We start from the raw sequence: 18,803 nt of genomic DNA, 5'->3' as shown, positions 1-18,803 counted from the left end.
TCGGCTTTTATTTTTCAGAATGGGCGCGGTTCAATGCGTCCAGGGGGCGCGGCGCTCATTGGCAAAGTTTTCGCCATAGCCACGCGGACGGATGTTCGGCGCGCGGGTATGCGGCTCGACCACCTCATATTCCAGCCCGTTTTCGCGGGCGTAATCCTCGGCCTGCTTGCGGGTTTCAAAACGCAGGCGGACCTGGCTTTGCGTGTCATCGCTGCTGGTCCAGCCCATCAGCGGATCAATCTCGCGCGCTTCGGCGGGCGGAAAGACCAGAAGCCATTCCTTGGTGCGTGCCGTGCCGGATTGCATGGCATTGCGCGCAGGCTTGTAGATGCGAACTCGCATGGCGGGAACCCTCTGTTCTTGCTTGCCTGTCTTATCCCCGATGCGCTGCGCGCATTCAAGATGCCCGACATGCGATTTACCGCCGCGCCAGCGGGCTTGTGACAGGATATTCCCTTGCCGGGGTTGCATCGTGGCGCGAATGCGCCAGATTACCCATGGCAGGAACAAAGGTGAAACCATGGGTCACAACAACACCAACGCCCCCGTCGCACGCTTTCCCGAAGTGACCCGGCCCAAGCTGGAAGGTGGCAAGCGGTTTGTCATGCATTCCGAGTTCCAGCCCGCCGGGGACCAGCCTACCGCCATCGCCGAGCTGGTGCGCGGCGTCCAGGATGGTGAGCGCGATCAGGTTCTGCTGGGGGCAACCGGTACCGGCAAGACCTTTACCATGGCCAAGGTGATCGAGGCGACGCAGCGCCCGGCAATCATTCTGGCACCGAACAAGACGCTGGCGGCGCAGCTTTACGGCGAGTTCAAAGGATTTTTTCCTGAAAATGCCGTCGAATATTTTGTCAGTTACTACGACTATTACCAGCCCGAGGCCTATGTGCCGCGCTCGGACACCTATATCGAGAAAGAATCGCAGATCAACGAGGCCATCGACCGGATGCGCCATTCGGCCACCCGTGCGCTGTTAGAGCGGGATGATGTGATCATCGTTGCCTCGGTTTCCTGCATCTATGGTATCGGCTCGGTCGAGACTTATTCGGCGATGACGCAAGATCTTGTCGTCGGGCAATCCTATGATCAGCGTCAGTTCCTGGCCGAGCTGGTTGCACAGCAATACCGTCGCCTTGACGCAGCTTTCCAGCGCGGCGGTTTCCGGGTGCGGGGCGATGTGATCGAGGTCTGGCCTGCACACCTCGAAGATCGGGCGTGGCGCTTTGACTTTTTCGGAAATGAGCTTGAATCCATTACGGAATTTGATCCGCTGACCGGTGCCAGGACTGACAGCTTCAAACAGATCCGTATCTATGCAAACAGCCACTATGTGACGCCGCGCCCGACTTTGCAGCAAGCTGTCAAAGGGATACGGGCAGAACTTCAAACGCGGCTGAAACAGTTGACTGATGAAGGCAAACTGCTTGAGGCCCAGCGGCTTGAACAACGCACAAACTTTGACCTGGAAATGCTTGAGGCGACGGGGACTTGTAACGGGATTGAGAACTATTCGCGCTATCTGACCGGTCGCGCCCCGGGTGAGCCGCCGCCGACGCTGTTTGAGTTCATCCCCGACAACGCAATCGTCTTTGCCGATGAATCCCATGTCAGCGTGCCCCAGATCGGCGGCATGTACCGCGGTGACTTCCGCCGCAAGTTCACGCTGGCTGAGCATGGTTTCCGCCTGCCCTCGTGCATGGACAACCGGCCCCTGAAGTTCGAGGAATGGGACGCGATGCGCCCGCAATCGGTCTTTGTCAGCGCCACCCCCGCACAATGGGAGATGGACCAGACCGGCGGTGTCTTTGTCGAACAGGTCATCCGCCCCACCGGCCTGCTGGACCCCGAGGTCGAGATCCGGCCGGTCGAAATGCAGGTCGACGATTTGCTGGACGAGGTGCGCAAGGTCACCGCCAGCGGCTATCGCACGCTGGTCACCACGCTGACCAAGCGCATGGCAGAGGATCTGACCGAATATATGCATGAACAGGGCATCCGCGTGCGCTACATGCACAGCGATATCGACACGATCGAACGTATCGAAATTCTACGCGACCTGCGCCTTGGTGCCTTTGACGTACTGATCGGCATCAACCTTTTGCGCGAGGGGCTGGACATTCCCGAATGCGGGCTGGTTGCCATTCTCGATGCCGATAAAGAGGGCTTTCTGCGTTCGGAAACCTCGCTGGTCCAGACGATTGGCCGTGCGGCGCGCAACGCCGAGGGGCGCGTCATCATGTATGCCGACCGTATCACGGGCAGCATGGAGCGCGCCCTTGCCGAGACCGAGCGTCGTCGCAAGAAACAGATCGCTTATAACGAGACCCATGGCATCACGCCCCAGACGGTCAAAAAGAACGTCGAGGATGTTCTGGCCGGGTTGTGGCAGGGCGACACCGATCAGTCGCGCATCACGGCCAAGGTGGATAAACCTATGGTCGGCTCTAACCTGGCCGCCCATCTTGATGCGTTGCGGGCACAGATGCGCAAGGCTGCCGAAAATCTGGAATTCGAAGAGGCCGCGCGGCTGCGTGATGAGGTGAAACGGCTCGAAGCAGTAGAGCTTGCGATTTCGGACGATCCTCTGGCGCGGCAATCCGCTGTCGAAGAGGCGGCCGAGGCGGCGGTCAAATCCTCGGGACGGTCAACCGCTGGGCGCGCCGGGCAACGCGGTGGCAACAAGCGCTCTCGTCGCCACCGTTGACTGGTGAGTCTTTGCTCTAGCTGCAGCTCACCGACATGAGCTTGCCGCGCTTGTCTACGATAAAGGTCAGGCGGTCCTGGATCAGCTCCATAGTCATCGGCTGGCCTTCGCGGGCGATGCGATACATCTGCCCTTCGGGCACGGTGATCGTCGGGGAAGTCTGGCCAATGAGATGACTATAGCGCGCCGCGCCGCAGGGATCGCTGGCGGCTGCGGTTTCGGGCGGCTCATCAGGGGGTGCGGTTTCCGGCGTGCACGCAGCCAAGGCAAGCGGCGTCGCCAGAACGGCAATGGAAAACGACAGCTTCATCTTGACCTCGTCTATTGTAGGGCTTGTGGGCAGATAACGCCCCGAACCGCAAAAGGTTTCATTGCCCCCGCAAGGATCGGCCGGTTTCAGCGCAGAATGGACAAAACCTCTTCGGTCAGGGTATCGAGCTCGGTGCGGGCGGCGGTATTGCGTGCGACCTCGCCAGCGCCCAGCCCCTTGCCCAGGGCCTCGGCATAGGCAACGCGGTTGCCAAGCCGTGCCCCGGCCACCTCAGTTTCCAGCGCGGCCGCCCCTTCGGCCACCTCGGCGGTCAGACGTGCCTGTGGGCGGGTCCGGTTCAGCACGATCAGCGTGTCGCATTTTTCGCGGCGGGCCAGATCCAGAACCCCTTCGGTCGCCCACAGGTCGACATGGCTGGTCGCCACCGGCACCAGCACCAGATCGGCCACCCGCAGCGCCGGACGCAGATCGCTGTCAATCTTTGGCGGGGTGTCGATAATGACGAAATCAAACCGCTTTTTCAGCTTTTCGGATTCGTAGCTTGCCCCCCAGGCGGACGAGGTCGAGAATTCCAGCGCCTCATCCTCGCCCAGCCGCTCCAGCCGCTCAAGAAACCAGCGGCCAAGGCTGCCCTGCGGGTCGGTGTCAAGCAGCGCCACCGAATGGCCGCGCCCCCGTAAGGCCACGGCCAGATTGACCGCAATGGTGGTCTTGCCTGACCCGCCCTTTTGCTGGGCTATGGTGATGATCCGTCCTGCCATGACGCCGCTCCGTCCCGAAAATCGCCCGTCTTTCCCGCCAGACTAGGGGGTCTGCGCAGATGATGCACGGCTTTTTCGCAGGTGCAGCATTCCTGGCGGATCAACTGGCCCAGGTTTCGACAACTTCATACATCACCGGTTCGAAATGGCGGCACATGGCGTGGATTGTACGGTTACGCTCACGCATTTCGGGGGTGCGCAGCATGGCCTGATAGTCGCGCCGGTCCTGCCATTGCGAATAGGTACAGATCCGGGTCTGGGCGTCGTTCAGATGGATCGCACCCGAGACATAACCGGGCTGGCGGCTGATGACCTGATCATAGGCCTGTGACAGCGCCTCCAGCACATCATGCGCCGTGCCGGGCGACACATCAAAGGTGCAGATCACGGTCTGGCCGGAAAACTCCTTGTCGATGCGGGTCATGGCCTGGCTCTCCCTTTTTCGTGTTCACAACCTGAGCTTACGGCGAACCGTGCGAGGTTGCAGCGGTTTTCGTGCCGCGTCATGTTGGCGCTGCCCGAGCGAAAGGATAAGCGATGATTCCGGTCTTTGACGGACATAATGATTTCTTGCAGCGCATGGTGGCCGCCGGACCGGAGCGCGACCGTCTGTGGCTGGAAGGTAATGGCGAGGGGCATCTTGACCTGCCCCGCATGAAGGCTGGCGGTTTCGCTGGCGGTTTCTTTGCCATCTGGACGCCTTCTCCGTCCGGTCCTGATGACGCATTGGCGGCGATGCTGAAAAAGAACCCACCCTTTTCGCTGGGCCTTCCGCCCGAAATCGCGGCCGATGACGCCCTGCCCCATGCTATTGCCCAGGCCGGCCAGCTGATGGCGATGGAGCGGACCGGCACCCTGTCGATCTGCAAGACTGCTGCGGATATCCGTACCGCCATGGCCGAGGGTCGTGTTGCCGCTATCCTGCATATCGAGGGTGCCGAGCCGGTCACGGATATGGATGCCCTGCATGTGTGGCATGCGATGGGCCTTCGTTCGCTGGGGCCGGTCTGGTCACGCCCGACGCGTTATGGGCATGGAGTGCCCTTTGCCTTTCCCTCTTCGCCGGATACCGGGCCGGGCTTGACCGATGCGGGCAAGGCGCTGGTGCGCGAATGCAATCAGCTGCGCATCATGCTGGATCTGTCGCATCTGAACGAAAAGGGCTTTGATGATATCGCCGCGCTTTCGGATGCGCCGTTGGTCGCCAGCCATAGCTGCGCCCATGCTGTCGCGGCCAGTTCGCGCAACCTGACCGACCGGCAGTTGCAAGTGATCGCTGATACAAAGGGACTGGTCGGCCTGAATTTCGCCGTTGGGTTCCTGCACCCCGAAGGGCGCCGCGATCCGATGCACGGGTTTGAAATCATGCTGCGCCACCTTGACCATCTGCTGAGCATTCTGGGCGAGGATGGCGTGGCGCTGGGTTCGGATTTCGACGGCGCTGACATGCCCGAGGACTTGGCCGATGCCTCTGCATTGCAGAACCTGACCGGGGCGATGCTTGACCATGGCTATGGCCGCGAACTGGTCGAAAAGATCGCCTGGAAGAACTGGCTGAATGTGCTTGAACGGACCTGGGGCGCCTGAGGCGTCCCGTCGCGCATCCCTGACATCGGTGGGGGCGCTCAAGTACCCCGGTTCAGTCGCCGGTGACGACCGGGGTCACGCCCATCGCCTCGGCCAGCGTGCGGAAACGCGCCTCAGCCACCTCGCCCATCAGGGCGCGCCCGATACGCGTCAGTTTCAGCTCCAGCTGCTTTTTCTTGCGCTGCAGTTTCAGCGTGCCTGCCTCGGCCGGGTCCTTGACCGAGAACATGGCGCCAAAGCGCATGGCCTTACCCAGAACCTCGGCCTCTCGGATCTCTTTTTCCGAAAGCAGCGCAAAAAGGGGCGCCATGGGAGAGTTCGCGCGGCTGTTTTTATAGCGGTGCAGCAACGACAGGCCCAGAAACACCCGCTCGGGATGGGACAGCGCCGCCATGTTTGCCCGGGTCACGTTGTCGAAACAGGCGTCCGCCCGGTAATCAGGGTGGGTGCGCCAGGTCGTGTCATGCAAAAGACAGGCGGCCTTGATCAGCCGGTCGCGTTCAGGGGGCAGATCGACAAAGATCGGTTCAAGAAAGTGGTATAGCTTTTTGCCAAAGCCCGGCATCCGCGCCATCTGCCTTTCGGCAAAGCGCGCCGCTTCGATCAGCGGATCGCGCGAACGCAGCCCGGCGGGCATCTGTTCATACAGCAGCCCCTCGCGGATGCCGTATGAGGACACCGCCAGCGATTTCGGCTGCAAGCTTTGCACCAGCTGGCGCAAGGCAAGGCTGGCCAGAGGCACAAGCTCAAGCCGGCTTTGCGAAATGCCGGTCATAGAGCGCATCTCGGATACGCTTTTCCCGCTGATCCATTTCACCGTCTCATATACTGCGTCGGGCGACATGCGGTATTCATGCAGGACGGTCATCGGATATTTCGCCCGCTCCATATCCAGCCGGGCGATGGCGCGCCACGAACCGCCGACCAGATAGATCTGCCCGGCATCACGGCCAAGATGCTCGGCCGCCTGCTCGATCGTGTCACGGATATGGTCGCGCAGGCCCGAGGCACCGCCCTTGACCTGTTGCAGCCGAAAGGGACCAAGCGGGGTCGAGATGCGCCGACCCACCTTGCCATCCTTGACCTCGGCAAGCTCCATCGAGTTGCCGCCGATGTCACAGACAAGGCCCTTGGCGTCGGGCCAGCCCAAAAGCACCCCTTGCGCTGACAACCGCGCCTCTTCTTCGCCGTCGATGACCCAGAGTTTCAGCCCGGTTTCTTTTTCGACCGCCTTGCGAAATGCGGGGCCGTCCTCGGCTTCGCGTACCGCGGCGGTGGCCACGCAGGTCAGCGGTTTGATCCCCATGCTGTCGGCCAGCACAGCAAAGCGGCGCAGTGCCGACATGGCGCGACGTACGCCGTCGGGGTTCAGCCGCCCGGTAGTGGCTAGTCCCTGTCCCAACCCCGCCATGACCTTTTCATTATAGAAATAGGCCGGTGAGCGGGCGGCACCGTCAAAAACCACCATGCGAATCGAGTTCGAGCCGACATCGACCACGCCAACCCGGCTAAGCGCCCTTTCCGAAGCACGCTCAAACAGCGAGCGTCCAAAGGGTTCGATGGTTTCTCCGCTTGCGGTCATGATGCCGTTCATCGGGGGTCCTCTCGATTCCGTTACCACGCCGGGCGCGTTTTGGATGGGGCAATTGCCGCGCTGCGTCAATCCATCGAGTGCATCAAAGCCGGAACGTCACGTGCACCGGCGGAGCCCCGCCCGGACAATGACGGGTTTTCCATAAAGAATTTGTGACAGGAAAACAGATCGTCACGCCCGGCAGGCAGATAACGCAAATAGCGACCGTCAGGCTGCAAAAGCCAGCTTTGCGCCTCATCCGCCATATTGGCGGCCATGATCTGGCTGGTGATCTGGGCCTTTACGGTTTCGTTGAAACATTCGACCATCGCTTCGACCCGGCGCGACAGGTTCCGACCCATCCAGTCTGCCGAGCTGATGAAAACCCGCGCTTTTTTGGACGGCAGGCCAAAGCCATTGCCGAAACAGACGATGCGGGAATGTTCAAGGAACCGCCCGACGATCGACTTGACCCGGATATTTTCGGATAGCCCGGCGATCCCGGGGCGCAGCCCGCAGATGCCGCGTATGACAAGGTTGATTTTGACCCCTGCCTGGCTGGCGGCATACAGCGCCTCGATCACGTCTTTTTCGATCAGGCTGTTCATCTTGGCCCAGATCGCCGCGGGGCGGCCGCGGCGGGCGAATTCGGTTTCGCGGGCGATCAGTTCAAGCAGCCGTTCCTTGAGGTCGATGGGCGAAATGGCAATGTTTTCCAGCCCCTCGGGCTGAACATAGCCCGACAGGAAATTAAACACCTTGGAGGCGTCGCGCCCCAGCGCGGGATCACAGGTGAAAAGGGAAAGGTCCGTATAGACCCGCGCCGTAATCGGGTGATAGTTGCCGGTTCCAAAATGACAGTAAGTGACCAGTTGGTCGCCTTCGCGCCGGACCACGGTGCTGATCTTGGCATGGGTTTTGTATTGCATGAAGCCATAGACGACATGCGCGCCCGCCCGTTCCAGCCGTCGTGATTGGCGGATGTTCGCGGCCTCGTCAAAACGCGCCTTCAGCTCGACCAGCGCCGTCACCGATTTGCCAGATTCGGCTGCCTCGCACAGCGCGTCCACGATAGGGCTGTCGCGCGAGGTGCGGTAAAGCGTCTGCTTGATCGCCAGCACATTCGGATCGCGTGCGGCCTGCGCAAGAAACCGCACCACCATATCAAAGGTTTCATAGGGGTGGTGCAGCAGCATGTCCTTTTGCCGGATGGCCGCGAACATGTCGCCGTCATGGTCCTGTACCCGCTCAGGCACACGAGAGGTAAAGGTCGGCCATTGCAGGTCGCGGCGCGAATCAAGCACCAGCTCATGCAGATCGGCCATGCCAAGCAGGCCTTCCACCTCGACCACCTCTTCGGGGTTCACGTTCAGCTCTTGCATGATCGAGCGGCGCAGACGATCCGGGGCACCCGAGGTGATCTTCAGCCGGATCACGCTGCCCCGGCGGCGGCGTTTCAGTGCCGTCTCGAATTCGCGCACCAGATCCTCGGCCTCTTCTTCGACCTCAAGATCGCTGTCGCGCAGCACGCGAAAGGCGCAATGGCCGATGTCGCGATAGCCCGGAAACAGGCTTGGCAGATGCATAAGCAGCAGATCCTCCAGCCTCAGGAAGCGTTTGCCCCCCGGCAGGGCGACAAAGCGCGCCACCTGTTGCGGGATGGGTAACAGCGCCTGCATCTGCCGTCCGTCGCTTTCCCGTGCCAGTTCCAGTGCCAGCGAAAAACCAAGGTTCGGTATGAACGGGAACGGATGGGCCGGGTCGATGGCCAGCGGAGAAAGTACTGGAAAGACCTGGTCCATGAAATGCCGGCGCAGGAATTCTTCTTCGGCGCGGGTGACGCGGCCACGCGACAGGATGGTGATATCGGCCTGTTCCATCTCGCGGCGCAGCCCGTTCCAGACCGCCTGCTGCGCGCTCATCAGCCGCCGCGCGTCAGAGTTGACCAGTGCCAGCTGCTCTGCCGAGGTCAGGCCGTCGTCGGACAGCGTCGTGTTACCCTCGCGCACCAGCTCACGCAGGCCAGCCACCCGGACGGTATAGAATTCGTCAAGATTGGTGGCCGAGATCGACAGGAACCGCAGCCGCTCAAGCAGCGGAACCCGTGGATTTCGCGCCTCATCCAGCACGCGCCAGTTAAAGGCCAGCCAGCTTATCTCGCGGTTGAAAAAGCGCGACGGCCCTTCGGGCGTGCCTTCGGGAATCTGGCGTGGAGCAGGAAACGGAGACTTGAGAAAATCGGCTTGGGTCATGTCGCGGATCGCTAAGGGATACCGGCGGATCATGCGTCGGCCGGGGACAGCTTGTCCAGCAGCTCGGCCGCCAGACGACGCGTGATGGCGCGACGATCTGCAAGGGATTCGCGGTCGATGGCAGCAACCAGCCGCCGCGCCAGATCAAGGTCGCGTTCCATCCGCAGGGCAAGCCAGTCCACCACCTCGGGCGAGACCTGGATCTGCCGGTCGGCAAACAGTTTCACCAGCACCGCAGGCAGCAGCGCGTCATCAGGCGGCCCGAGGATAGCCTGCGCCGCCGTATCAAGCCGCGAACGCAGGTCGGGCAGCACCAGTCCCCAATCGCGCGGGGCACTGCGTGCTGTGACAAGCAACAGACCCTGCCGCGCGCCCACAAGGTTCCACAGGTGGAAAAGCCCCTGTTCCGCTGCAGGATTGCCGCCGATTTCATGCGCATCCTCGACCACCAGAGCCGCGCCGGGGCGGATCATCTCATCGACATTTTCGGGGGTCAGCGCCCAGCCGTGACACAAAAAGGCATCGTGTTCGGCAACCCAGAACCCTGCCAGATGCGATTTGCCCGACCCCGCCCCACCGATCAGCAGCAGCCGACCCTGAGGCCACTGCTCGGGCGCATCCAGCATGGCCAGCGCGTCGCGATTTGCCGCAGTGATCAGAAAATCGTCGCGGGACGAGGCCGGTGGCATCGTCAGATCCAGGGTCAATTGTCTGGCCACTGTTCAGTCGCCCTTTTCCTGTCGGAATTCCCGCGCCTTGATCCGCAGTTCGGCCGGTGAAGGCGGGCCCGTAAAATCGGGAACCTGGCCCTTTTTCTGACGATGCAGATATTCATCCAGCAGATCGGCCAGATGTTCGTCGCGCTGCAGCTGCGCCAGCGTCACGTCGCGTGAAAGCTGGGCAAGTTGGCGGGCGCGTTCTGTCGTGCCACGCGGCACCATCTCGACCAGCATGGGCGGTGCGGGCGGAGCTGGTACATCGCGACCTGTATAAAGCGCGCTTTCCTTATAGCGCCCGACAGAAAAGCGGACCAAAACGCCAAGCGCGGCCGCCGCGGGTACCGCGACCAGCAGGCCGACAAAACCAAAGAGCGAGCCGAAAACGGTCAGGGCGAGCATCAGCCAGACCGGATGCAACCCGACATGGCCGCCGACAATCTTGGGCTGAAGGTAGTTCCCCTCGACGATCTGGCCGAGGACGAAAACGGCGATCACCGCCCCGATCCAGAAGGGCTCACCCCAGAAAGAAAACAGGGCCACACCGATGGCGGTCGCGCCGCCGACCAGCACGCCCACATAAGGAATAAAGGAAAGCGAGGCGGCGATCACCCCGATGGCGACCCCGAACGGCAGGCCGATCAGACCAAGGCAGACCGAATAGAAGGTGCCGAGAATCAGGATCACCATGCCCTGCCCGCGCACAAAGCCCGACAGCGCCTCGTCGATCTCATTCCCAAGTTTGCGGATGGTCGCGGCATGTTCGCGCGGCAACAACTCGTCCAGCCGGTCGACCATGTTGTCCCAGTCGAGCAGCAGGTAAAAGGCGACGACCGGCACGATGACGATCAGCATCAGGACACTGACCACCCCCATGACCGAGCCCAGCACCGTGCTGACCAGCTCGCCCCCGCGCTCACTGACTTTTTCGCCGATGTTGCCAAGCGCGGTGTTGACGGGGTTCCCTTCGGTAAAGACTTCGGGGAAACGCCGCATCAGGAACTGCTGCAGCTGCCCGAACATTTCGGGTGCTGTATCGATCAGCGCAGTCGTCTGCCGCACAAGGACCGGCATCAGCAGCAAGAACAATGCGACGACCAGAATAAGGCCGCAAAGCGTCAACAGCACGACCGCGGTGGTGCGCGACAGCCCTAACCGCTCAAGCCGATCGGCGAGGGGATCGAACAGATAGGCAACCGCCGCACCCAGAATAAAGGGCATGATGGCATTGCCCAGTAGCCACAGCGTGATGAGCAGTACCAGAAATGCGCCGCCCCAATAAAGGACCTGTTTCTGCACCCGTAGTGGCATGATCCCTCGGCTCCCGTCCTCGCGTTTTCCGCTTTTCTATGTGAACGGTCCTTAGGCCGGTTGCAAGGAAGGCGTTGCTCCGCGATGTGCTCTGCGCTAACTCGTGCCGGCCCATGATGAGGAACCTGCCATGCGTCTGTCGCGCTATTTCATGCCCGTTCTCAAAGAAGACCCCAAAGAGGCCCAGATTGTCAGCCACAGGCTGATGCTGCGCGCCGGCATGATTAAACAGCAGGCGGCGGGCATCTATTCCTGGCTGCCAATGGGTTATCGGGTGCTGCGCCGCATCGAGCAGATCGTGCACGAGGAACAGGCCCGCGCCGGACATATCGCCATGCTGATGCCGACTCTGCAATCGGCTGACCTGTGGCGCGAATCCGGCCGCTATGACGATTATGGCGAAGAGATGCTGCGCATCAAGGACCGCCATAAGCGTGACCTGCTTTACGGGCCCACGAACGAAGAGATGATCACCGATATCTTTCGCGCCCATGTGAACAGCTACAAGGATCTGCCCCTGACGCTGTACCACGTCCAGTGGAAGTTCCGCGACGAGATCCGGCCGCGCTTTGGCGTCATGCGCGGGCGCGAATTCCTGATGAAAGACGGTTACAACTTTGACCTGACCAGGGAAGACGCGCTGCACGCCTATAACCGCCATTTGGTCAGCTATCTGCGCACCTATGAGCGTATGGGCCTGCAGGCGATCCCGATGCGGGCCGATGGTGGCCCGATCGGCGGCGATTACACCCATGAGTTTCTGGTACTGGCCGAAACCGGCGAATCCGAGGTCTTTTATGACAGCGAGATCACCGATCTGAAATTCGGCAGCCGCGACATTGATTATGACAGCGTCGAGCAGTGTCAGGCAGTGCTGGAAGAGTTCACCAGCCGCTACGCCCGCACCGATGAAACCCATGACGAGGCGCTGTTCAACCAGATCCCGGCCGAGCGGCGGCGCGTCGCGCGCGGTATCGAGGTGGGCCAGATCTTCTACTTTGGCACCAAATACTCCGAGCCGATGGGGGCGACCGTGGTTGGTCCCGATGGTCAGCGCGTTCCGGTGCATATGGGTTCGCACGGGATCGGCGTAAGCCGCCTTCTTGGCGCGATCATCGAGGCCAGCCATGACGACAAGGGCATTATCTGGCCCGAGGGCGTGACCCCCTTCCACGTCGGGATCGTCAACCTCAAGCAGGGCGATGCCTCGACGGACAGCGCATGTGAGGCGCTTTACAAAGAGCTGAAATCGCAGGGTTTCGACCCGCTTTACGACGACCGGGATGAACGTGCGGGCGCAAAATTCGCCACGATGGACCTGATCGGCCTGCCCTGGCGCATTACCGTCGGCCCGCGCGGCCTTGCCGCAAACAAGGTTGAGCTGACCTCGCGCCGCAACGGCCAGTCGGTCGAACTGTCCCCGCAAGAGGCGGTGGCACGGCTGAAAGAGATCTATCAGCCGGTCTTTGACGCCGCAAAATAACAACCGGCGGCCTGTCATAGGGCCCTGGATGCTCACCAATTCGCCAAGATGACAAACCGCCCCGCTCCGCTAAGGATCGGGGCGGTTTTAACAGGCGGGCAATCATGCGATCAGGGTGGACCAGAGAGGTCGTTATCGGCCTTGCCTGCAGCGTGCTGATCGCCATCGTCGCCCTTTACATGCGGCCCTGTCCGGCCCGACCCGTGACCCCGGTGCCACAGATCGCTCTGGCTGAAAACACGGCCTTCAGCGCGCGGCTGGTGCCTTGGCAGCAAAAACTTGGCCCATTACCCGCCGCAATTACCGGCCGAGCGGCGCCCGGTCCTGATGGCGGCTATCGTCACGAATGGCCTGCATTTCACGCCGTCGCTCGATTCGAGGGGACTTCTGTCAGCTTGCGCTTTGACGATTCGCTTAGTCGCTGGCGGGTCGACATTGACGGCTCAACGGTCGAAATCTCGCGCCCCGGACTGCGTGACCTGTTGATTGAAGGGATTAAGCCCGGCCGCCACGAGATCCGCGCCGAAAAGATCAGCGAATCGCCGGGACCTGCGCTTTTCGGCGGGTTTTTCATAAATGATGCGGGCCGTGATCTTGCCCCGCCTGAACCCGCGCCCCGGCTGATCGAATTTATCGGTGATTCCGACACCGTCGGTTTTGCCAATACCGCCGAGCGCCGTGATTGCACTGAGGATGAGATTTACGCTGCCACGGACACCAGTCGCAGCTTTGGCCCGCAAGTGGCGCGCGCGCTGGGCGCAGATTACCGTATCATCGCACGTTCTGGCATCGGTCTTTTGCGCAATTACGGTGGTGCTGATCCGGAACGGACCATGGGGCAGCTCTATCCCCTTGCTCTGCCCGCAGACCCACAGGCGCCTGCCCTGCCCCAGCGACCGGCCGATATCATCGTGATCGGGCTTGGCTCGAATGTTTTTGGCTCACCTCTGGATCCACAGGAGCGTTGGACGGACAACAGTGATCTTGCCCGCGACTTTGGCCCGGCGCTGGCCGATTTTGCGCGCGCGCGTGCGCAGGAAAATCCCGGTGCGCTGGTGGTGCTGCTGGGTTTTGGCGAATACGGCCCCGAGCTGGTCGAGGCCCATCACCGTGCTGCAGCATTGCTAGACGAAAGGGGTATTGCGAACCGCCTGGTGGTTCTGGACAAGCCACAGCGCAACGCCTGCCTGTGGCATCCGTCTGCCAGCGATCACGCGATGATTGCCGAGGCGTTGCTCGCAGCCCTCAAGGATACAGCTCAAGGCGGCTGATCTGCCTTGCGCTTGTCCCGTTCGTCCCTAAACTTTCCTAAAATCCAGCCAGATCCGAGCCTTCATGCCCTCGCTCAGACCGATCCATAACCGCCTGCGCCGCCTTGCCGGTCTGGACCTGGCGGAATTCTTTGACACCGCCATCGAGCGCTGGGAGATCTGCCCGGCCGAAGATGTTGAGATTCTGGCGGGCATCTGGCTGCCCGACCAGATTGACCATATCGCCCAGACAGAATTCGGCGGCCTGCCGGACATTCTGGCCCAGATGCAGGGCAATCCGGCCGAACACACCGCGCCGACCATGGCCTATCGCTTTCGTGACGTCGATTTTGTTGATGGCGTCCTTTACGCCCGCGGGGCCGAGCGTCACCTGCGCCAACGTCGCCGCTCGGGCATGATTTATCCAAAGCCGCGCGAAAACCTTGGCGGTGCGCTTTATGAAAGCTGGATCGGCAACCGCTGGTTCGGGAACTGGCTTCTGAACGACTGCCTTGCCTATCGACTGGCCGAGGCGGCGGGCAACCCTGTCACCTCGGCCCCCGCGCGCGGCGGCCATACCGCCCGTTATGAAGAGCTTTTGGGCATGTCGCCCCGGCGCATTGGAAATGTCCATTTTGACGAGCTGATCCTGTTTGACGATCTGAAAAACAACAGCAATCGCCGCGCCAGGGCACAGGAAAACCGTGCCCGCTTGTTGAATGGGCGCAAGCTTACGCCCCTGCCGGGGGTCTTTATCTTTCGCGGCGCCAGCGGGGATGCCCGTATCCTTGAAAATGAGGCCGAGATCGCCGAGCGGTTCGAGACGGAATATGGTTTCCGCACGCTTTATATCGACCGCCACAGCGCCGACGATATGGCCGAGGCCTGCGGTGCGGCACAGATGGTTGTCGGGGTCGAGGGCAGCCAGCTTGCCCATGGTGTCATCGCCATGGCACCGCGTGGCACGCTTTTGACCCTTCAGCCCGCAGATCGGGTGACGACCTCGCTAAAACTGCTGACCGATTGCTGGCAGCAGCATTATGCGATGGTGGTCGGCTCCGGGACTGCAAGCGGCTATCGGATCGGATGGGACCAGATTCAGCGCACGATGGACCTGATAGAGGACAAAAGGTCCAAAAACTCGTCCTAAACGTCAGGTTGAGCCGGGGCGGCCAATGGGAATATGGGTCCGGAATACGGATTGTTCCAAATTTTCATTGGCAAGTGCGCCGCGATGTTTAAGACCCTCAGGGACGATTACAGACGACACGGCAGTTCGCTGACCGAGCCGGCCTTTGTCTCTCTGGCCATCTACAGATACGGACGTTGGGCCATCGGGATCAAAAATCCCCCGCTGCGCTGGCTGGCTACCAAACCCTATGCGCTGATGCGCATGCTGATCCTGAACGTAACCAAGGTCTGGATCCCGCCGCAGGTCAGGCTTGGCGCCGATTTTCACATCATCCATGCCGAGGGTTCGCTGTCGATTCATCCCGATGTGGTCATCGGTGACCGCTGTGGGGTGATGCACAATGTCACCATCGGCACCAACATGGGGCCGGGTGCACCTGTCATCGGGGATGACGTCTTTATCGGGGTGAATTCCTGTGTGCTGGGGCCGATCACCATCGGCGACCGGGTGCGCATCGGGGCGAATACTGCGGTGACCGCCAATGTGCCCTCTGATTCTGTTGTCATCGGCTCACCTGCCAAGATCTATCCCAGCCTGCCGATCTTTGCGGCGCGAAAGAAGGCGCCGGGCGATGAGTAAGGATTTCGACCGCAGCATGTGGTCCCTCATGGCCGATAATCTGCCGCATCGCGCAGGCAAGATCGCTGCGGTGGATCGCGGCCGCTCTGTCACCTATGCCGAGCTTGCGGCCGAGGCCGGATGCATTGCCGACTGGCTTGGTGCGCGAGGTATCCGTCCAGGTGACCGGGTCATCGTGCATCTGCGCAAGGGCATCGACGAGGTCGCGGCCATGTTCGGCGCATGGAAAGTGGGCGCCGTGGTCGTCAATGTGAACATCCGCTGGACGCCTGCGCAACTGGCTTATGTCGCCCGCGACAGCAGGGCACGGGCAATCATCCTGCCCCGCAACGTGCTTGACGCGCTGACGGGTGAAAACGCCTTGCCCGAGGGCACGGCCTATCTGGTTCAGGGCAAGGCCGAGGGCCTTGTCCAGGGCGCGGACCTCTGGGCGGCGCCTGCCGCTGACAGGGCCTCTGCGCCCGACGAATGCGATCCGCGCGGATTGGCGATGATCATCTACACCTCGGGTTCGACAGGTGCGCCCAAAGGTGTGATGCTGAGCCATCGAAATATTCGCGTCGGCGCGATTTCGGTTGCACAATATCTGAAACTTGACGAAAGCGACCGGCTGCTTTCCGTCCTGCCCTACAGTTTCGATGCAGGGCTGAACCAGTTGACGACAATGATGCTGACGGGCGGCACCGTCGTTCATCAACCGCTGACCATGCCGGCCGAGATCATCCGCATGGCCGCGGCCGAGGCGGTGACCGGTATCGCCGGCGTGCCTCCCTTGTGGAACCAGATCGTGCGGCTGCTGGCCGGCCGGCCGACCGCTTTGCCCGCGCTGCGGCGGATCACCAATACCGGCGGCAAGATCCCCCCGAACATTCTGGAGCTTTTGCCCCAGGTGTTTCCGGGCGCGGATATCTATCTGATGTATGGGCTGACCGAGGCGTTCCGCTCGACCTACCTGCCGCCGGAACGTTTCGCGGCCAAAATGGGCTCGATCGGTCAGCAGATCCCCAATGCGCGCGTCTTTGCGATCAAGCATGGCGAAGGCATCGCCGGTCCCGGAGAGCAGGGAGAGCTGGTTCACGCCGGCCCGCTGGTCAGCATGGGTTATTGGGAAAAACCCGAAATCACCACCCAAAAGATCCGCCCATGCCCCGAACTTGCCCATATTCTTGGCGATGAGCCGGTGGTCTGGTCGGGCGATCTGGTTCGCGTCGATGATGACGGGGATATGTGGTTTGTCAGCCGCATGGACGAGATGATCAAGACGCTGGGCTTTCGCCTATCCCCGACCGAGGTCGAGGACGCAATCTCGCAAAGCGGACTGGTCAGTGATGTCGTCGCCTTTGGGGTCGAGGATGCCGATCTTGGGCAGGCGGTCCATGCGGTTGTCAGCTACCTGCCACAGGGCGACGAAACAGCACTTGCCGCGCATTGTGCCCGTGCCATGCCCCATTACATGCGTCCGCAGCGCCATCATACCTGGCAGGGGATGATGCCGCGTACTGCCAGCGGCAAGCTGGACCGCCCGGCTATTATATCTGCCGTTAAAGCCTCATTAGGAAATTGATAAAAAAAAGGATTTATTTCATGAGTTTCGGTAAGGACGAATTGATCCGTTATATCAGCAATGACCTGAACATCGACACTGCGCCTGAGGGCGGGACCGAGCTTTTTTCCAGCGGCATCCTCGACTCGGTGGCGATGGTCGGGCTGATTTCATTTGTCGAGCAGCAGGCAGGCGTTCGCGTCCAGCCGGGCGATGTGACACTGGAGAATTTCGACACCGTCGACGCCATCCTTGCCTATGTCCAATCCCTTGAGTGAGCCCGGGACCGCCACGCTGGACCGCCATCTGGCCGAGGCGGCAGAACGCTATGGTACCCCCGCCTATGTTTATGCGACCGATGTGATCACGGCGCGGCTGGCGCATCTGCGCGCGCACCTCGGTCGCTGGTTCAGCATCAGCTTTGCGGTCAAAAGCAATCCGAACCCGGCGCTTCTGGGTTGGATGCGGGATCAGGTAGACCAGCTTGACGTCTCGTCGGGCGGAGAGTTCGCGCTTGGCCGTCAAACAGGCTGGCAACCTGGGCTGATCAGTTTTACCGGTCCCGCCAAACGCGAGGCCGAATTGCGCGCAGCCATCTCGGGTGGTGTTGGAGAGCTGGTGCTGGAAAGCCTGCGCGAGGCCCGGCTTGCCGATGCCATTGCGGCCGAGCTTGGGCGCGTTCAGCCGGTCATGATCCGGCTTGCCCCTGCGCGGGTGCCCAAGGGATTTGGCGACCAGATGGCCGGCCGTCCCAGCCCCTTCGGCATTGATGTCGAGAACGCGCCGACCGAACTGCCCCAGATCGCCACCTTGCCCAACCTGCGCATTATCGGACTGCATATCTATTCCGGCACTCAATCGCTGAAATCCGAGGCGATCTGCGAGAACTGGCGCATCTTTATGCAGGTATTCTCTGAAATCTGTGTATCGCTGGACCTGCGGCCGGGAAAGCTGATCTTCGGTTCGGGCTTGGGCATTCCCTATCACCCGGGCGAAAGTGAGCTTGATCTTGCCGCCATCGCCGCCGGGGTCGGGCCTGATCTGGATGCCTTCCGTGCAGATCCGCGCTTTGCTGACACCCGGCTGGTGCTGGAACTTGGCCGCTATCTGGTCGGCCCGGCGGGCTGGTTCCTGGCCCGCGTCGTTTCGGTCAAGCAATCGCGCGGCAGCCGTATTGCCATCTGTGATGGGGGTCTGAACGCGAACCTTGCAGCCTCGGGCAATTTCGGGATGGTGCTGCGGCGCAATTACGTCATCCACCGTGTCGGCGGCGATGAAGGCGGTACCCGACCAGACGAGCCGCAGGATATTTCCGGCCCGCTCTGCACCTCGATCGACAAGCTGGGTAGCCGGGTGCTGTTGCCGCGGCTTGATGAGGGCGATCTGATCGCCATTCACGGCTGCGGAGCTTATGGGCCGACGGCCAGCCCGCTTTATTTCATCAGCCACCCCCTGCCCGCCGAGGTCCTGTTGACCGGAGAGCAGCTTTGTGACGCGACCCCTGATCGGGGCCGTTAAGGCCCCGGTTCCGCGTCCTGTTTACGGGCGCGATAAAATATTCCTGATCTTGGATTTTTA

General features: G+C 61.4%; 17 protein-coding genes. 9 read left to right on the top strand and 8 right to left on the bottom strand.

All coding sequences use genetic code 11. The features are described 5' to 3' along the window. Positions 1 to 30: 30 nt before the first annotated feature. Positions 31 to 342, bottom strand: coding sequence for an ETC complex I subunit (locus PARACOCCUSGL_RS0107940; RefSeq protein ID WP_010395022.1), 312 nt, complete (start codon positions 340 to 342; stop codon positions 31 to 33). Between the two features lie 178 nt (positions 343 to 520). Between PARACOCCUSGL_RS0107940 and uvrB the strand changes: the two genes are divergently transcribed. Further along, complete coding sequence (uvrB, locus tag PARACOCCUSGL_RS0107935) at positions 521 to 2,707, top strand: excinuclease ABC subunit UvrB (protein WP_010395020.1); 2,187 nt, start codon at positions 521 to 523, stop codon at positions 2,705 to 2,707. Between the two features lie 16 nt (positions 2,708 to 2,723). Here the strand turns inward: uvrB and PARACOCCUSGL_RS0107930 are convergent, their stop codons facing one another. The 3 genes from PARACOCCUSGL_RS0107930 to PARACOCCUSGL_RS0107920 all read right to left on the bottom strand — a co-directional run bounded on the left by PARACOCCUSGL_RS0107930 (position 2,724) and on the right by PARACOCCUSGL_RS0107920 (position 4,163). Next, on the bottom strand, positions 2,724 to 3,017 hold the full coding sequence (locus PARACOCCUSGL_RS0107930) for an I78 family peptidase inhibitor (protein ID WP_010395017.1): 294 nt from the start codon (positions 3,015 to 3,017) through the stop codon (positions 2,724 to 2,726). Positions 3,018 to 3,103: 86 nt separating this feature from the next. Then, complete coding sequence (gene parA / locus PARACOCCUSGL_RS0107925; protein WP_010395014.1) at positions 3,104 to 3,739, bottom strand: ParA family partition ATPase; 636 nt, start codon at positions 3,737 to 3,739, stop codon at positions 3,104 to 3,106. Between the two features lie 100 nt (positions 3,740 to 3,839). Further along, positions 3,840 to 4,163 (bottom strand): antibiotic biosynthesis monooxygenase, encoded by a 324-nt coding sequence (locus PARACOCCUSGL_RS0107920; protein ID WP_010395012.1) that lies wholly within the window; start codon positions 4,161 to 4,163, stop codon positions 3,840 to 3,842. Positions 4,164 to 4,276: 113 nt separating this feature from the next. On the opposite strand from PARACOCCUSGL_RS0107920, the gene PARACOCCUSGL_RS0107915 reads away from it, so the two are divergent. Then, entirely contained in the window at positions 4,277 to 5,326 is a 1,050-nt protein-coding gene (locus PARACOCCUSGL_RS0107915; protein WP_010395010.1) for a dipeptidase, read from the top strand. A 52-nt stretch (positions 5,327 to 5,378) separates the two neighbouring features. Here the strand turns inward: PARACOCCUSGL_RS0107915 and PARACOCCUSGL_RS0107910 are convergent, their stop codons facing one another. The 4 genes from PARACOCCUSGL_RS0107910 to PARACOCCUSGL_RS0107895 all read right to left on the bottom strand — a co-directional run bounded on the left by PARACOCCUSGL_RS0107910 (position 5,379) and on the right by PARACOCCUSGL_RS0107895 (position 11,178). Next, positions 5,379 to 6,920 (bottom strand): Ppx/GppA family phosphatase, encoded by a 1,542-nt coding sequence (locus PARACOCCUSGL_RS0107910; RefSeq protein ID WP_010395008.1) that lies wholly within the window; start codon positions 6,918 to 6,920, stop codon positions 5,379 to 5,381. Positions 6,921 to 6,985: 65 nt separating this feature from the next. Then, positions 6,986 to 9,151: an RNA degradosome polyphosphate kinase gene (locus tag PARACOCCUSGL_RS0107905; RefSeq protein WP_029371790.1), complete on the bottom strand. Its 2,166-nt coding sequence runs from the start codon at positions 9,149 to 9,151 to the stop codon at positions 6,986 to 6,988. Between the two features lie 29 nt (positions 9,152 to 9,180). Then, positions 9,181 to 9,870 (bottom strand): DnaA ATPase domain-containing protein, encoded by a 690-nt coding sequence (locus PARACOCCUSGL_RS0107900; protein ID WP_010395002.1) that lies wholly within the window; start codon positions 9,868 to 9,870, stop codon positions 9,181 to 9,183. Between the two features lie 3 nt (positions 9,871 to 9,873). Then, positions 9,874 to 11,178: an AI-2E family transporter gene (locus PARACOCCUSGL_RS0107895; protein ID WP_029371788.1), complete on the bottom strand. Its 1,305-nt coding sequence runs from the start codon at positions 11,176 to 11,178 to the stop codon at positions 9,874 to 9,876. Between the two features lie 130 nt (positions 11,179 to 11,308). Between PARACOCCUSGL_RS0107895 and proS the strand changes: the two genes are divergently transcribed. The 7 genes from proS to PARACOCCUSGL_RS0107860 all read left to right on the top strand — a co-directional run bounded on the left by proS (position 11,309) and on the right by PARACOCCUSGL_RS0107860 (position 18,743). Then, positions 11,309 to 12,661 carry a proline--tRNA ligase gene (proS, locus tag PARACOCCUSGL_RS0107890; RefSeq protein WP_010394998.1) on the top strand — a complete coding sequence of 451 codons (1,353 nt, stop codon included), beginning with the start codon at positions 11,309 to 11,311 and terminating at the stop codon, positions 12,659 to 12,661. 104 nt (positions 12,662 to 12,765) lie between these two features. Further along, positions 12,766 to 13,932, top strand: a complete 1,167-nt coding sequence (locus PARACOCCUSGL_RS0107885) for an SGNH/GDSL hydrolase family protein (RefSeq protein WP_010394996.1) — start codon at positions 12,766 to 12,768, stop codon at positions 13,930 to 13,932. Between the two features lie 64 nt (positions 13,933 to 13,996). Next, the gene (locus PARACOCCUSGL_RS0107880; protein ID WP_010394994.1) at positions 13,997 to 15,061 is read left to right on the top strand and encodes a glycosyltransferase family 61 protein; all 1,065 of its coding nucleotides are present in this window, start codon (positions 13,997 to 13,999) and stop codon (positions 15,059 to 15,061) included. 84 nt (positions 15,062 to 15,145) lie between these two features. Continuing rightward, positions 15,146 to 15,682: a serine O-acetyltransferase gene (locus PARACOCCUSGL_RS0107875; protein ID WP_040601873.1), complete on the top strand. Its 537-nt coding sequence runs from the start codon at positions 15,146 to 15,148 to the stop codon at positions 15,680 to 15,682. After that, on the top strand, positions 15,675 to 17,246 hold the full coding sequence (locus PARACOCCUSGL_RS0107870) for an AMP-binding protein (RefSeq protein ID WP_010394990.1): 1,572 nt from the start codon (positions 15,675 to 15,677) through the stop codon (positions 17,244 to 17,246). The genes PARACOCCUSGL_RS0107875 and PARACOCCUSGL_RS0107870 overlap by 8 nt, the downstream gene beginning before the upstream one ends. Positions 17,247 to 17,266: 20 nt before the next feature. After that, on the top strand, positions 17,267 to 17,503 hold the full coding sequence (locus PARACOCCUSGL_RS0107865) for an acyl carrier protein (RefSeq protein ID WP_010394986.1): 237 nt from the start codon (positions 17,267 to 17,269) through the stop codon (positions 17,501 to 17,503). After that, entirely contained in the window at positions 17,496 to 18,743 is a 1,248-nt protein-coding gene (locus PARACOCCUSGL_RS0107860) for a type III PLP-dependent enzyme (RefSeq protein ID WP_010394984.1), read from the top strand. The genes PARACOCCUSGL_RS0107865 and PARACOCCUSGL_RS0107860 overlap by 8 nt, the downstream gene beginning before the upstream one ends. Positions 18,744 to 18,803 lie beyond the last annotated feature (60 nt).

The sequence above is a fragment of the Paracoccus sp. TRP genome (genome assembly GCF_000185925.1).
Classification (GTDB): Bacteria; Pseudomonadota; Alphaproteobacteria; order Rhodobacterales; family Rhodobacteraceae; genus Paracoccus; species Paracoccus kondratievae.
The sequence above is the reverse complement of the archived record's forward strand: the minus strand, read 5'-3'. Positions and strand labels throughout refer to the sequence as shown.

Bases quoted from the DNA above. Each gene is read 5' to 3' on its own strand.
- parA (WP_010395014.1), bottom strand. From the start codon at position 3,739: ATGGCAGGACGGATCATCACCATAGCCCAGCAAAAGGGCGGGTCAGGC.
- uvrB (WP_010395020.1), top strand. From the start codon at position 521: ATGGGTCACAACAACACCAACGCCCCCGTCGCACGCTTTCCCGAAGTG.
- proS (WP_010394998.1), top strand. From the start codon at position 11,309: ATGCGTCTGTCGCGCTATTTCATGCCCGTTCTCAAAGAAGACCCCAAA.
- PARACOCCUSGL_RS0107865 (WP_010394986.1), top strand. From the start codon at position 17,267: ATGAGTTTCGGTAAGGACGAATTGATCCGTTATATCAGCAATGACCTG.
- PARACOCCUSGL_RS0107875 (WP_040601873.1), top strand. From the start codon at position 15,146: ATGTTTAAGACCCTCAGGGACGATTACAGACGACACGGCAGTTCGCTG.
- PARACOCCUSGL_RS0107870 (WP_010394990.1), top strand. From the start codon at position 15,675: ATGAGTAAGGATTTCGACCGCAGCATGTGGTCCCTCATGGCCGATAAT.
- PARACOCCUSGL_RS0107930 (WP_010395017.1), bottom strand. From the start codon at position 3,017: ATGAAGCTGTCGTTTTCCATTGCCGTTCTGGCGACGCCGCTTGCCTTG.
- PARACOCCUSGL_RS0107915 (WP_010395010.1), top strand. From the start codon at position 4,277: ATGATTCCGGTCTTTGACGGACATAATGATTTCTTGCAGCGCATGGTG.
- PARACOCCUSGL_RS0107910 (WP_010395008.1), bottom strand. From the start codon at position 6,920: ATGAACGGCATCATGACCGCAAGCGGAGAAACCATCGAACCCTTTGGA.
- PARACOCCUSGL_RS0107940 (WP_010395022.1), bottom strand. From the start codon at position 342: ATGCGAGTTCGCATCTACAAGCCTGCGCGCAATGCCATGCAATCCGGC.
- PARACOCCUSGL_RS0107905 (WP_029371790.1), bottom strand. From the start codon at position 9,151: ATGACCCAAGCCGATTTTCTCAAGTCTCCGTTTCCTGCTCCACGCCAG.
- PARACOCCUSGL_RS0107920 (WP_010395012.1), bottom strand. From the start codon at position 4,163: ATGACCCGCATCGACAAGGAGTTTTCCGGCCAGACCGTGATCTGCACC.
- PARACOCCUSGL_RS0107880 (WP_010394994.1), top strand. From the start codon at position 13,997: ATGCCCTCGCTCAGACCGATCCATAACCGCCTGCGCCGCCTTGCCGGT.
- PARACOCCUSGL_RS0107885 (WP_010394996.1), top strand. From the start codon at position 12,766: ATGCGATCAGGGTGGACCAGAGAGGTCGTTATCGGCCTTGCCTGCAGC.
- PARACOCCUSGL_RS0107895 (WP_029371788.1), bottom strand. From the start codon at position 11,178: ATGCCACTACGGGTGCAGAAACAGGTCCTTTATTGGGGCGGCGCATTT.